We start from the raw sequence: 13,195 nt of genomic DNA on the forward strand, positions 1-13,195 counted from the left end.
GCTGGCGAGGCCGCGCCGAGGAGCACACCGAGTACTCTTGGCGCACCGTGCCGCGAACCGATGGGAGGCAACGATGAAGGCATGCTGGCGGGTGCTGCTGGCATTCTGCCTAGCCGTATCGGGCGCGCTCGCTCTCCCGACGCCGCGGGCAGCGGCGGCAAGTTGGGTGGTGGGCGCCGAGCCCGGGATCCGCCAGGTGGTCAAACTCGCCCCCGGACGGGTGACCGTCGCCTTCAGCCACGCGGTCTTCAACCAGGATCCGCGGCTCTACGTCCTGGACGCCGTCGGCGAGCAGGTGTCGATCGGCTCGGTCGCCGTCGAGGGAGCCACGATCTCGGTCCTGTTGCGGTCCGGGCTGCCGCAGGGGACCTACACAGTCGAGTTCAAGGTGGCCTTCTCCGACGGCGATGTCCGGGGTGGCACCTTCCAGTTCGCCTACGGCGCGGCCGACTGGACGAAGAAGACCTCCTACTGGGTCGGCGAGGACGCCGAACCCGACATCCACAAGGGCGAGAACCCCGACCGGCCACGACGCTCCGAGGATCCCAGCGCCACCCCGAGCGAGAGCCCGACCTCGCCGGCCCCTACCGAGCCGACGCCGACCTTGTCCGAGGAGCCGTCGCCCTCGCCGTCGGCGTCCGCCGAACCCAGCGCCACCCCGCGCGTCGAGAACGGCGACTCGTCCGGGGCATGGCTGGTCGGCGGACTGCTGGTGGCGGCCGTATTCTGCGGGGTCTCGGCGTTCCTCTGGCTGGGCCGCCGAAAGCCATGACGGGCACGGATCTGGAAGAATCTCCCGCGAGAACCTCGGACTCGCCGGCGAGGCACATCCAGCCGAGGCCGGGCCGCACGCCCGGCGTCCGAGGCACACAGTCATCCTGACGGAGGAAGCATGAGGGTTATCACCTACGGCACGTTCGACCTGTTCCACGAGGGCCACCGCCGGCTCCTGGAACGCGCGAAGGCCTTGGGCGACTACCTGATCGTCGGCGTCACCACCGACAACTATGACGATTCCCGCGGCAAGCTGAACGTGCGGCAGAGCCTGATGGACCGCATTCGCAACGTGCAGGACAGCGGTCTCGCCGACGAGATCATCATCGAGGAGTACGAGGGCCAGAAGGTCCAGGACATTCAGCGGCACGGCGTCGACATCTTCGCGATCGGATCGGACTGGCTCGGCAAATTCGACTACCTGAACGACTACTGCAAAGTGATCTACCTGGAGCGGACGAAGGGCGTCTCGAGCACCCAGCTGCGCAACGAGACCGGTGGCGTCATCCGGGTGGGCGTGGTGGGCTCCGGACGGATCGCCGCCCGGTTCGTGGCCGAGGCCCGCTATGTCTCGGGCGTGTCGGTCGAGGCGGTGTACAGCCGGCGGCTGAGTTCGGCGCAGTCGTTCGCTGAGCGTCACGAGCTCGAATGGGCCAACGAGACCTTCGCGGACATGCTCAAGCATGTCGATGCGATTTATGTCGCGACTCCGCACGACACCCACTACGACTACGCCAAACAGGCCATCGAGGCCGGCGTCCACGTGTTGTGCGAGAAGCCGATGACGCTGGTGAAGGCTCAGACCGAAGAACTGTTCGAGTTGGCCGCGAAGCACGAGGTCGTCCTGCTAGAAGCGGTCAAGACGGCCTTCGCGCCGGGATTCCAGCGGATGGTCGCGGTCGCGCGCAGCGGCTCGATCGGCCAGGTCCGTTCGGTGGACGCCACCTTCACCAAGCTCGTTGCCAGCGGTCGCGAACTGCATGGGGACGACGGCGGCAGCATCTCTGAGCTGGCCACCTATCCGCTGCTCGCGGTGGTCAAGCTGCTCGGCACCGACTTCACCGACGTGGCCACCCGTTCACTGCGGCCGGACGGCTCCGAGGTCGAGGTGTTCAGCCGGATCGACATCGACTTCCCGTCCGGGATCGCTTCGGCCCGGACCGGGATCGGCGTGAAGGCCGAGGGCGAGCTCATCGTCGCCGGCAGCGCCGGCTACGTCTACGTGCCGGCCCCGTGGTGGCTCACCGAGTACTTCGAGACGCGCTTCGAGGATCAGTCGAAGAACAAGAAGTACTACTACAAATTCGATGGCGACGGGCTGCGCTATGAGCTCGCCGAGTTCGCGTTCATGATCCGCAACCACACCCCCGAGTCGTTCAAGCTCCGCGCCGCCGAGTCGATCGCCATCGCGGAGATCATCGAACGCGCGCGGGCGACCGCGTCCGTCTTCCACTGACCGGGAAGTGGGGCTCGCTCCAGTCGATCCCCCTGTGGGTGGGCTTGTCGAAATCCCTTTCCGCAGCCGTTCCCTGGGTCAGCGCCTCGCTTCCTCGTAGGCGCTGACCACCTCTTCGCAGGGGCCGTCCATCGTCAGCACGCCCTTGTTCAGCCACAGCACCCGCTCGCAGGTGTCGCGGATCGACTTCATCGAATGCGACACCAGGAAGATCGTGCCGGCCTCGTCGCGGATCTCCCGGATCCGGGCCTCGCTGCGCTGCCGGAAGCGCCGGTCGCCGACAGCAAGCGCCTCGTCCACGATGAGGATCTCGTGGTGACGGGCCGCCGCGATGGCGAATTTCAGCCGGGCCTGCATGCCTGAGGAATAGGTCTTCATCGGCAGATCGATGAAATCCTCCAGTTCGGCGAATGCGACGATGTCGTCCCGCATCTCGCTGATCTCCTTCGCCGAGAAGCCCATCGCGAGCCCGCCCAGGACGATGTTGCGTTCGCCCGACAGGTTCGGGATGAGTGCCGCCCCGACGCCGAGCAGGTTCGGCCGGGCGGCGGCGTAGACGGCGCCCGACTCCGGCGGCGTGAGGCCGGTGATCGCCCGCATCAGCGTCGACTTGCCCGAGCCGTTCGACCCGATCACGCCGATCGACTCGTTCTCGTAGGCGACGAACGACACGCCCTTCAGCGCGTGCACCTCGCGGACACCGCGCCGGGTGCGGGAGAGCAGGCCGCCCCCGATGTTGCGGGCCACCTTTCCGCTGCCGTAGGCGCGGTAGGTCACATGCAGCTGGTCGACGATCACCGCCGGACGCCGGTCGGGGTCCAGCACCAGCGTGCCCTCAGTCACGTCCGTACCTTTCCTCGGCGACCCAGAAGAAGACCAGTCCGACCACGAAGGTCAGCACCGCATAGATGGAGAAATACAGCCAGAAATTGGGGTTGTAGGGGACGTCGTTCATGAGGACGCCGCGGGCCATCTCGAGCACCTGGTAGAGCGGATGAAAATCGTAGATCGCGATCACCCAGGGATGGGAGTCGAAGATCCGGTTGACGTCGAACAGCACGCCGGAGGTGTAGAAGAGAATCCGCGAGACGAACGGCAGCACCTGGGTGAGGTCGCGGACGTGCACAGTCAGCCGGGCGGCGATCATCGCGACGCCGGCGTTGAACAGGGTGTAGAGCCCCAGCAGCGGTATCAGCAGCAGCCAGTCCCAACTGGGCCGATGCCCCAAGAACGGCAACGCCACCAGCAGCAGCACGATGGACGGCATCAGCGACAGGAATTGCTCCATCACCTCGGCCACCGGCAAGGTCAGCCGGGGGAAGGCGAGCGATTGCACCAGTGCCCGGTTGCCGGTGATCGACTTGGCACCGTCGGAAAGGCTCTTGGAGAAGAACTGGAACAGAAAAACGCCGATCACCACGTGCGCCACGTAGTCGGCGGGACGCCGGTCGCTCTGCAAGAAATAGAAGATGGTGCCGTAGACGAATGCGTTCAGCACCGGCTGCAGCAATAGCCAGACCACGCCGAGCCGGTTGTCATCCAGCCCGGCACGCAGCCGGAACTGCGCCATTTTGACGATGAACTGGCGACGGTCCCAGGTCTGCTTCAGATAAGAGCCCAGCTTGGGACGGGCCCCCACCCGGTGCAGCCCGCGGTCAGCTGCCAGTTGGGCCACGGTCATGTGCGGACGCACCTCCAGATCTGGGCGGGGCCGATTGCCCCGAGATGCCTCCCGCAGTCTAGCGGTGGCCCGTCAGAACACGTGCGAGCCGCTCGCCAGACCTGTTCATTGCGAGTGAACGGGTTGGCGTGAGCCTGGACGGCAAAGGCCCGAGGGGTCACACCGCAGGCGACCCCTCGGGCCTTGATTGTCCCGAAAGCGCTCTACGAGCGGTGCTTCAGGTAGTAGCCCACCAGGTTCTGGGTGGACGGATCCTGCGCCTCGAGCGCGGCGGCGTCGCCGGCGACCGCCGGCGCGATCTGCAGCGCCAGCTGCTTGCCCAGCTCGACACCCCACTGGTCGAAGCTGTCGATGCCCCAGATCACGCCCTGCACGAAGGTGATGTGCTCGTAGAGCGCGATCAACTGGCCGACCACCGACGGGGTGAGCGCCGGCGCGATGATCGAACTGGTCGGCCGGTTGCCGGGGAACACACGGGCGCTGACGATCGCCTCCGGCGTCCCCTCCGCCCGGACCTCGTCGGCGGTCTTGCCGAAGGCCAGCGCCTTGGTCTGGGCGAAATAGTTGGCCAGGAACAGTTCGTGGACGTCGGTCTCGCCGTCCTTCAACGCGTGCGTCGGGTTGGCGACCGCGATGAAATCGGCCGGGATCAGCTGGGTGCCCTGGTGGATCAGCTGGTAGAAGGCGTGCTGGCCGTTGGTGCCCGGCTCGCCCCAGAAGACCTCGCCGGTCTCGGTGGTCACCGGCGAGCCGTCCAGCCGGACGCCCTTGCCGTTGGACTCCATGGTCAGCTGCTGCAGGTAGGCGGCGAACCGGTGCAGGTACTGCGCGTACGGCAGGATCGCGTGCGAGGACGCCTTGAAGAAGTTCACGTACCAGACGTTCAGCAGGCCCATCAGCAGCGGGACGTTCTGCTCGGGGTCGGCGGTGACGAAATGCTGATCGAGGGCCCGGAAACCGCTCAGCAGTTCGGCGAAGTTGTCCGGGCCGAGGGTGAGGATCAGCGGCAGGCCGACCGCGGAGTCCACCGAGTATCGGCCGCCGACCCAGTTCCAGAAGCCGAACGCGTTGGCCGGGTCGATGCCGAACGCCTCGACCCGGTCGAGCGCGGTGGAGACGGCGACGAAGTGCTTGGCGACCGCGTCGGCGCGCTGCTCGTCGGAGCCGTCGATGGCGCCGGACGCAGTCAGCGAGTTGAGCAGCCAATCACGTGCCAAGCGGGCGTTGGTCAGGGTCTCGAGCGTGGTGAAGGTCTTGGAGGCAACGACGAAGAGCACCGTCTCGGGGTCGACGTCCTTGGTCTTCTCGGCGACGTCGGTCGGGTCGATGTTGGAGACGAAGCGGGCCTGGATGCCGGGCGTCACATAGGGCTTCAGCGCCTCGTAGACCATCACCGGGCCGAGGTCGGAGCCGCCGATGCCGATGTTGACGATGGTGGTGATCTTCTTGCCGGTGACGCCGACCCACTCGCCCGAGCGGACCCGCTCGGCGAAGGCGTACATGGCGTCGAGCACCTCGTGCACCTGGTCGACGACGTTGGCGCTGTCCACCTCGAGGACCTCGCCCTTGGGGCGCCGCAGGGCGGTGTGCAGCACTGCACGGTCCTCGGTCACGTTGATGTGCTCGCCGCGGAACATCGCGTCGCGGTGGGCGGCGACGCCCACCTCGTCGGCGAGCTGCACCAGGGCGTCCAGCACGTCGTCGTCGATCAGGTTCTTGGACAGGTCGACATAGAGGTCGGCCGCCGTGAAGGAATACCGGGTGGCCCGGTCGGGGTCGGCGGCGAAGGCGCCGCGCAGATCGGGGACCAGCCCTTCGTGTAGCTGCTGGAGCCGCGTCCAGGCCGCGGTCGTGGTGGGGTCAACGGGAGTCTGCATGGCATGCAGCCTAACCAGGTCACGCGCTGCCGGTCATCCGGAAACGAAGGATCTCCCGCTCAGGGATTTCGACGGACGGCCCGGACGCCCATGCCGAGGCCTCGACTCAGTTCACAGGCTGTGGAGCAGGAGGCTGGGGCGAACCTTCTGGATCAACTCGAAGTCGCTGTCGAGATGGAGGACGACTGCGCGATGCGACAGGGCGGTCTCGGCGATGAAAAGGTCACCGATCGCTCGGCGGTGCCACATGCTGCCGTGGTTGGCGAGGTCGGATTGCAGTCGCAGCACGCGGGCAAAGATGTCGGCGGGTGCTTGGACGACGTGGAACGCCTCGCGCAGTTCGGCGTTCTGGGTGTTGTAGTCGCGGGCCGACATTGCTGAGTAGAGCCACTCCAGCATGCCCATCCCGCAGATCGCCAGTCGTGCGGGGCTGATCCCTGCCGGCAGTGGGGATCGCGAGACGAACATGGGCGCTCTTGTCGACGATCCAGAGGTTCAGCGCCATGCTTCGCCAGATAGCAGGACATCGAGGTCGACCCCTTTTGCGGCGCTGGCGAGGTGCCGGTCCAGAAGGTCCTGGCGACGCTGCTCGTCGTGACGGCCCTGGGCGATCAGCAGTCGCAGACCCTGCTCCACCGTGGACCGCAAGGTGCCGCCGGTCGCGTCGACGGCCTGCGCGGCGAGGGCCTCGTCAAGTTCGATGGTGGTGCGCTTGACTCCCATGCGTACATATTGGCTGACTACGAGCACATATCGGAGTCCGAGAACTGCCCCCGTTCAGCGGGCCTTGACCGCCACGTGCACGTGGTCCATGTGGTTGGCGGTGGCGCTGCCGCGGTCGGGCATGTGCCGCCAGGTCGGACGGTAGGGCGTCCAGATCTGCTGGCGATAGATGATGTGGTCGACGCCGAACTCCTTGGCGTGCGCCACCAGGAAGTCGCGGATCGCGTAGCCCTGGGACGTGTTGGAGTAGGTCATGAAGTCGATCGCCCGGCCGAACTGGTGCACCGACAGGCTGTGCGCCCGCCAGCCGCCGACGTTCTTCACGTCCCAGCGGGCCATCACCGCGCGGTAGACGACCATCGCCTCCGGCTTCAGGCCGAGCACCGAGCCCGAGGGCACCTTGCGGGTGGCGTCGGGCGCGTTCGCGTCCGCGACCTTCTCGGGGGTCGGCTTCGAGTTCGCCAGCACCGATTTCAGCACCCAGGCGTCGCGGCCCTTGAACTGCACCTTGCGGTACTTGCCGTCGATCTCGGGGGTGACGGTGACCTTGTCGGCAGCGTCCAATGCGGCCAGCTTCTCGGCGTCGGCGGCCGGGCCGGCGAGCACGGACAGCTTGTCCTTGGCGTACATCGTCCGGGTGGGCCGCAGCGTCGGGCTGACCACTGCCTTGCTGGCGGCGGCGACGGCCAGCGCGTCTTCGGCGGCGATCGGCGGGCGGGTCACCTCGCGAGAGACCGAGGCGTCACGGACCGACACGTCAGGCGTGGTGGCCGGGGCGGCCACCGAGACCGCGACGGAGGTACCGGACATCGCCAGCGCACCGGCGGTCGCCGTGATCGCGAGACCCAGGAACGCAGCACCCACACGGTCGGCGGCCTTCATCCGGCGGGGACGGCCCGTCGCAGGCTTATCGATGGTGGCGTGATCGCCTGCACTCAGCTGCGAATCGGTGCCAGCAGGACCTCCGGCCCGTCGCGGCTGGTACATACGGTACAAACCCTCCTGAGAAACACTCGAACGGTCCCTAAAGCTACTCTAAGGATTCCGGCGGTCAAAATTGCGGCCTTGGCCGGCGGCCGGCCGACATTCCCCCGCCCACCGAATCTCGTAATTCATCATCCCGAGATCTCGGACGCCGATGCGCCGTCCGGACGAGTCCGGCGAGCATTGATCGGCGCTTGGCGAGAGCGGTGTCCATGCCTGCCGGACGCGGCGCTCAGTCGAACCGGTAGCCCTGGCAGCGATGCCGCAGTTCGGCCAGATCGGGATCGGCGACGACGTCGGCGTCGATCGCACGAGCCGGGCTGACCGCGATCGCTCCGGCGTCCAGCCACATCTCGCATTGGAAGCGCTCCAGCTTCCCGGTGGCGATCAGCGGCTCACCGGGGAACATCGCGGTGACCGTGCGGGCGTACAGCGAGCCCAACGCATCGCATGGGATCACCTGGACCGCCGATGGGGCCAGCGCCAACGCGGCGGCCACCTCTGCCGGAGTGAGTCCGCCGAGCACCATCGGGACGTCGCCGGCGGCCTCCCGCAGGGCCGCGGACGCGAACGGCGAGAGCAGCAGGTCGGGACCGTCCGCGGCGGCCTCGGCGACCTGCTCCGGCGTCCGCAGGTCGCTGACACCCAGCCGCGCCCGGCGTCCGAACACCTCGCGCAGCGGGGCCAACTCGGCCCGCCGCGCGAACGGGACGGTCCAGGCGGCGAGCCCCTCCTGGATCAGCACCTCGCCACCGGCCACCAGATCGTCGGGGTCTCCGAGCGGCAACTCGACGATCACCCGGCTGCCCGCCAACACCTCCAACCAGTCCATGGGGTCAGGGTAGAGGCGGATCAGGGCCTAGTGTGACTCCATGGAACTGAGCAGCGCCGCCATCCCCGCGGGCTCGACCATCGAGCTCGCCTACGCCGAGCCGTCCTGCGGCGGCCGGAACGTCAGCCCGGACCTGCGATGGTCCGACGCTCCCGAGGGCGCCGCGAGCTATGCCGTCACCTGCTTCGACCCCGACGCCCCGACCGGCAGCGGATGGTGGCATTGGATCGCCGTCGACATTCCCGCCGCGGTCACCGCACTGGACGCCGGCGTCCAGCCGCCGGCCCGCGAATGGGTGAACGACTACGGCTATTCCGGCTATGGCGGCCCCTGTCCGCCGCCCGGACCGGCACACCGCTACGTGTTCACCGTGCACGCCGTCGACGTCGAGCACCTGCCGGTGCCCGACGACGCGACCAGCGCCGCCTGCCGGTTCACCCTGCTCGCGCACGCCATCGACAGCGCCTCGTTCACCGCGACCTTCGCGGTGGAGGGCTGAGATGACGGCCGAGCCTCTGGCCCTCCCGGAGGACACCAAGGACTGGACCTGGGTGATCGCGCAGGGTTGCCCCGAATGCGGCTGGGCGCCGCCGCCGTCGACCGAGATCGCACTCCGCGTCCGGGCCACCGTGCCCCGCTGGCACGCGGTGTTGCGGCGTCCGGACGTCGCGGCGCGGACCCGGCCGGAGCGCTGGTCGGCACTGGAGTACGGCTGCCACGCCCGTGACGTCTGCCGGGTCTTCGACGGACGGCTCACTCAGCTGCTGACCGAGGACGAGCCGACCTTCGCCGACTGGGACCAGGACGCCGCCGCCCGCGACGGCCACTACTTCGCCGAGGATCCGGCGACGGTCTCCGACGCCTATGCCGAGGCCGCCGGACGGATCGCCGCGGGCTTCGACGCCGTGCGCGACGATCAGTGGCAGCGGCGCGGCACCCGGAGCAACGGTTCCGAGTTCACGGTCGCGACCCTGGGCGCCTACTTCCTGCACGATCTGGAACATCACCTGGCCGACGTCGCCGGCTGAGCCTCCGGCCCGGCCTTCGGGGCGAGCCTCTCCGCCCACCGGACGCGGCCGCGACCAGCGGGTGGTCGGGCGCGGCGAATCGGCAAGCCGCTGCTACGGTGATTGAGATTTCAAGGAAGGGTTTCCATTGTCCAACCCGACTCTTCAGGTGATCGTCGCCAGCACCCGTCCGCGCCGGGTCGGCCGGATGGTCGCCGACTACATCGGCGAACGCCTCGCCGACCACGGCGGCTTCGACATCGAGATGGTCGACCTCGCCGAGGTCAGCCTGCCTCTGCTGGACGAGCCGCACCATCCACGGCTGGGCCGCTACGAACATGAGCACACGAAGGCCTGGAGCGCGACGATCAGCCGCGGCGACGCCTACCTGATCGTGATGCCCGAGTACAACCACTCGTTCAGCGCCCCACTCAAGAACGCCCTCGACTATCTGAACACCGAATGGCGCGGCAAACCGGTCGCGGTGGCCAGCTACGGCGGCATCAGCGGCGGCACCCGTGCGGCCGCAGCGATCACCGAGGTGCTGGTCACCCTCGGCATGATCGTGTCCAGCGTCGGCATCGCGATCCCGATGGTCCAGTCGCATCTCGCCGACGGCCGGTTCACCGGCTATCCCCAGGCCGACCACACCATCGAGGCCACCCACGCCGCATTGCTGGAGCTGACCCACGGGCGAAACGCCGGCTGAGATGGCGATCCTGCTCGACCCGCCACGGTGGCCGGCCCACGGCACCGACTTCGGACACCTGGTGTCCGACGCGTCGCTGGACGAGTTGCACGCCTTCGCGCAGGCGGCCGGCATCCCGTGTCGCGCCTTCGACCACGACCACTACGACGTCCCCGTCGCCCGCTACCCGGACCTGATCGACGCCGGCGCCATCCAGGTGAGCTCCGGCGAGTTGCTGCGCCGGCTGGTGGATGCCGGATTGCGCGTCCGGCCACGGGACCGGACGCCGAAGCGTCCGGCGGCGCTGGCGTCCGCACAGGAATCCTGGCGAGGTCTGCTGCCGCAGGCCCCCGAACTCGGCGAGGAACTGCTGCAGCGGTGGTCGGAGCCGCACCGCCGCTACCACGACGTCCGGCACCTCGCGCAATGCCTGGCCGCACTGCAGCAGCTGGCGATCGAGGAGCCGATCGGGCGTCCGGTGCTGCTCGCCGCCTGGTTCCACGACGCGGTCTACAACGGCGAGCCGCACGACGACGAAGAGGCGTCCGCCGCGCTCGCCGACGAGCGACTGAGGCCACTGGTCGGCGCCGCGGAGGCGGCCGAGGCGGCCCGCCTGGTCCGGGCGACGATCGCCCACGACCCCGAGCCGGACGACCGCGACGCCGCGCTGCTGGTGGATGCCGACCTGTCGATCCTCGGCCAGCTGCGGGGCCGCTACCACGTCTATCTGCGCGATGTCCGCGAGGAATATTCGCGCTACGACGACCAGCAGTTCCAGCGGGGTCGGCTGACCGTCGTCCAGGGTCTGTTGAGTCGTCGTCCACTGTTCGCGACGGCGACCGGACGCCGACTCTGGGGCGCCGCCGCCGAACTCAACCTGACCGAGGAACGCGATCGGCTGCTGGGACGCGAGCCGCCCACCGCGCCCGGCAGCGACCCACGGAACCGGGACGCCACGGTTCGGTTATCGTGACCCGGTGCCTTCCTCCCCCGCTCATCCGTCCGCGATCCGGTGGGCCGCCGCAGCGGGCGCGATCCTCGCCCTGGCCGGCTGCTCGGCCACCGCGCCGGTTGCGCAGACCCAGTCGCCGGTCGCCACCCCGGCGCAGCCATCGGTGACCCTGGCTCAGCCGTCGGTGACCCTGGCTCAGCCGTCGACCACGTCGAGCCGGACGCCGACGGCCACGGCGACCTCGAAACCGTCTCCGACCAAGACGTCGACCGCACCCCCCACGGACCGCCGAACGGCCGCCCAGCGCAACCGGCCGTTCACCGTGAAGGGCATTCCGGTGGTGTCGAAGAAGCATCCGATCAACGCCTCTTACCGGCGCAGCAGCGTCACCTCGCCGTACGGGCTGACCCAGGAGACCCAGCTGGCGCTGACCCGGATGATCGTCGCGGCGCGCGCCAAGGGCGTCCGGCTCTTGGTCCGCAGCGGCTACCGCAGCTACTCGCTGCAGGCCCAGATCCTGTCCAGCAAGATCCGGGAGTATGGCAGCGAGACCCTCGCTCGCCGCTACAACGCCGCGCCGGGACGCAGCGAGCACCAGACCGGGTTGGCGGTCGATCTGTGGGACGGGGTGACCTGGGGCGTCGGCGTCCGTGCCACCAAGGCGGGCAAGTGGCTGTGGGCGAACGCCTGGCGCTACGGCTTCATCCTGCGCTACCCGAACGGCAAGGAGAAGATCACCGGATACGCCTTCGAACCCTGGCACTACCGCTACATCGGCACCAAGGCCGCCAAGGCGTTCGGCGCGAACAGCAACCTGACGCTCGAGGAGTATCTGGGGATCGCCTGACGGAGCCGCCGGCATTGGCGAGCCCCGGGAAGGACGATGGGTGCATCGCTAGGGGGACGCGGCCGGCCTACCACCCTGCTGCCGGCTCTTGGAAGTCACTTCCCCGGGCTCAATGGATGTGACTGTAGACGGACAGCCCGTGGGAACCAAGCGAATCTGGGAGACCTTGGGGAAATCACAGGATCGGCACGGCGACTGCCATAGATCGGCCGTCGGCGCCGTCACCCGCAGGGGTGACTTTCCTGCGTTTTACCTAGTCAAAATACGTTTTTCAGCTGTCGGCGGTGAGGCGCACGGGCCGGCCGCAACCGATTTCGGTGACCGCGACGGGCCATTCATGCGGCGCTGCGGCGCCATCGGCAATGCCCGGTCCAGTCCTTCTGAGAATATCCGCACAAGGCTGAGAGGCCGGCCTGTATCCTTCTCGGACCCCGTCCGACCAGGAGTGCCGATGACCAGCGAGCCGATCGCGGCCGAGGTGCTCGCCGTGATCGTGGCGCTCGTCGACGGCGAACCGTGCGTGCTCACCCTGCCCGACGCCCCCCGCCTGCCGGCCGGTCCGGTGCTGCCGGGCCATCGCTCGCTGCAGACCGCCGTCCGGGCCTGGGTCGAGGAGCAGACCGGGCTCAGGATCGGCTACCTGGAACAGCTCTACACGTTCGCCGACCGCGATCGCGAGGACGGCGGCACCCGGACCATCTCGGTCTCCTACCTCGGCCTGGTCCGCGAACTGCGGGCCCGCGCCGGCCAGTGGCGGCATTGGTATGCGCTGTTTCCCTGGGAGGACCAGCGCACCGGCGACGACATGGTCACCGGCACCGTGGCGCCTGCGCTGGGTCCGTGGCTGCGCGAGGGCGGACGCGCCGCCCGGCGGCAGCGCTGCGCCATCACCTTCGGGCTCGCCGGACGGCCCTGGCAACCCGACCTTGCCCTGCAGCGCTACGAGATACTGTACGAGGCGGGGCTGGTGCCCGAGTCGCCGGCCGAGCGGCGCCGAGAGGTGCTGATCCCCGGCGAGCGTCTGGATGGCGACCACCGCCGAGTGCTGGCGACCGGTGTCGCCCGACTGCGGGCCAAGATCCAGTACCGCCCGGTTGTGTTCGAACTGATGCCACCGCAGTTCACCCTGGGCCAGCTGCAGTGCTGCGTGGAGGCCCTGGCCGGCCGGGTGGTGCACACCCAGAACTTCCGGCGCCTGGTCGAGCAGCAGCAGCTGGTGGAAGAGACCGGCGGCCTGGCCGGCACCCGCGGACGTCCCGCCCGGCTCTACCGGTTCCGCCGCGAGGTGCTGCAAGAGCGTCAGGCGGCCGGCACCAAGCTGCCCGCGCCGCGATCCCGCTGAGCGACAAGTCACACACCACTGTCGGCCCAGAC

The 13,195-nt window shown here is 68.6% G+C and carries 15 protein-coding genes; 8 read left to right on the forward strand and 7 right to left on the reverse strand.

Annotated elements, in window-relative coordinates:
- The first annotated feature begins 73 nt into the window (after positions 1-73).
- Both QM619_RS16210 and QM619_RS16215 read left to right on the forward strand, forming a co-directional pair.
- Positions 74-772, forward strand: a complete 699-nt coding sequence (locus QM619_RS16210) for a copper resistance protein CopC (RefSeq protein WP_415111132.1) — start codon at positions 74-76, stop codon at positions 770-772.
- 120 nt (positions 773-892) lie between these two features.
- Positions 893-2,230, forward strand: a complete 1,338-nt coding sequence (locus tag QM619_RS16215) for a Gfo/Idh/MocA family oxidoreductase (RefSeq protein WP_415111135.1) — start codon at positions 893-895, stop codon at positions 2,228-2,230.
- A 78-nt stretch (positions 2,231-2,308) separates the two neighbouring features.
- On the opposite strand, the gene QM619_RS16220 is transcribed toward QM619_RS16215, so the two are convergent.
- From QM619_RS16220 to QM619_RS16250, 7 genes are all read right to left on the reverse strand, one after another.
- Positions 2,309-3,073: an ABC transporter ATP-binding protein gene (locus QM619_RS16220; protein WP_415111138.1), complete on the reverse strand. Its 765-nt coding sequence runs from the start codon at positions 3,071-3,073 to the stop codon at positions 2,309-2,311.
- Positions 3,066-3,911, reverse strand: coding sequence for an ABC transporter permease (locus QM619_RS16225; protein WP_415111141.1), 846 nt, complete (start codon positions 3,909-3,911; stop codon positions 3,066-3,068). The genes QM619_RS16220 and QM619_RS16225 overlap by 8 nt, the downstream gene beginning before the upstream one ends.
- 203 nt (positions 3,912-4,114) lie before the next feature.
- On the reverse strand, positions 4,115-5,788 hold the full coding sequence (gene pgi / locus QM619_RS16230) for a glucose-6-phosphate isomerase (protein WP_415111144.1): 1,674 nt from the start codon (positions 5,786-5,788) through the stop codon (positions 4,115-4,117).
- A 111-nt stretch (positions 5,789-5,899) separates the two neighbouring features.
- Complete coding sequence (locus QM619_RS16235) at positions 5,900-6,256, reverse strand: PIN domain-containing protein (RefSeq protein WP_415111147.1); 357 nt, start codon at positions 6,254-6,256, stop codon at positions 5,900-5,902.
- 27 nt (positions 6,257-6,283) lie between these two features.
- Positions 6,284-6,511: a type II toxin-antitoxin system VapB family antitoxin gene (locus tag QM619_RS16240; protein ID WP_415111150.1), complete on the reverse strand. Its 228-nt coding sequence runs from the start codon at positions 6,509-6,511 to the stop codon at positions 6,284-6,286.
- 54 nt (positions 6,512-6,565) lie between these two features.
- Entirely contained in the window at positions 6,566-7,393 is an 828-nt protein-coding gene (locus QM619_RS16245) for a hypothetical protein (RefSeq protein WP_415111153.1), read from the reverse strand.
- Between the two features lie 334 nt (positions 7,394-7,727).
- On the reverse strand, positions 7,728-8,327 hold the full coding sequence (locus tag QM619_RS16250; RefSeq protein ID WP_415111156.1) for a hypothetical protein: 600 nt from the start codon (positions 8,325-8,327) through the stop codon (positions 7,728-7,730).
- A 40-nt stretch (positions 8,328-8,367) separates the two neighbouring features.
- Between QM619_RS16250 and QM619_RS16255 the strand changes: the two genes are divergently transcribed.
- The 6 genes from QM619_RS16255 to QM619_RS16280 all read left to right on the forward strand — a co-directional run bounded on the left by QM619_RS16255 (position 8,368) and on the right by QM619_RS16280 (position 13,163).
- The gene (locus tag QM619_RS16255; protein ID WP_415111159.1) at positions 8,368-8,826 is read left to right on the forward strand and encodes a YbhB/YbcL family Raf kinase inhibitor-like protein; all 459 of its coding nucleotides are present in this window, start codon (positions 8,368-8,370) and stop codon (positions 8,824-8,826) included.
- A 1-nt stretch (position 8,827) separates the two neighbouring features.
- On the forward strand, positions 8,828-9,355 hold the full coding sequence (locus QM619_RS16260) for a DinB family protein (RefSeq protein WP_415111162.1): 528 nt from the start codon (positions 8,828-8,830) through the stop codon (positions 9,353-9,355).
- Between the two features lie 127 nt (positions 9,356-9,482).
- Positions 9,483-10,043, forward strand: coding sequence for an NADPH-dependent FMN reductase (locus tag QM619_RS16265; RefSeq protein ID WP_415111165.1), 561 nt, complete (start codon positions 9,483-9,485; stop codon positions 10,041-10,043).
- A gap of 1 nt (position 10,044) precedes the next feature.
- Positions 10,045-10,995 (forward strand): DUF4031 domain-containing protein, encoded by a 951-nt coding sequence (locus QM619_RS16270; RefSeq protein ID WP_415111168.1) that lies wholly within the window; start codon positions 10,045-10,047, stop codon positions 10,993-10,995.
- Positions 10,996-10,999: 4 nt separating this feature from the next.
- Entirely contained in the window at positions 11,000-11,821 is an 822-nt protein-coding gene (locus QM619_RS16275; protein ID WP_415111171.1) for a D-alanyl-D-alanine carboxypeptidase family protein, read from the forward strand.
- Between the two features lie 451 nt (positions 11,822-12,272).
- Positions 12,273-13,163 (forward strand): NUDIX hydrolase, encoded by an 891-nt coding sequence (locus tag QM619_RS16280; protein ID WP_415111174.1) that lies wholly within the window; start codon positions 12,273-12,275, stop codon positions 13,161-13,163.
- Positions 13,164-13,195: the final 32 nt, after the last annotated feature.

The organism is Micropruina sp., assembly GCF_047606665.1.
Lineage (GTDB): Bacteria > Actinomycetota > Actinomycetes > Propionibacteriales > Propionibacteriaceae > Micropruina.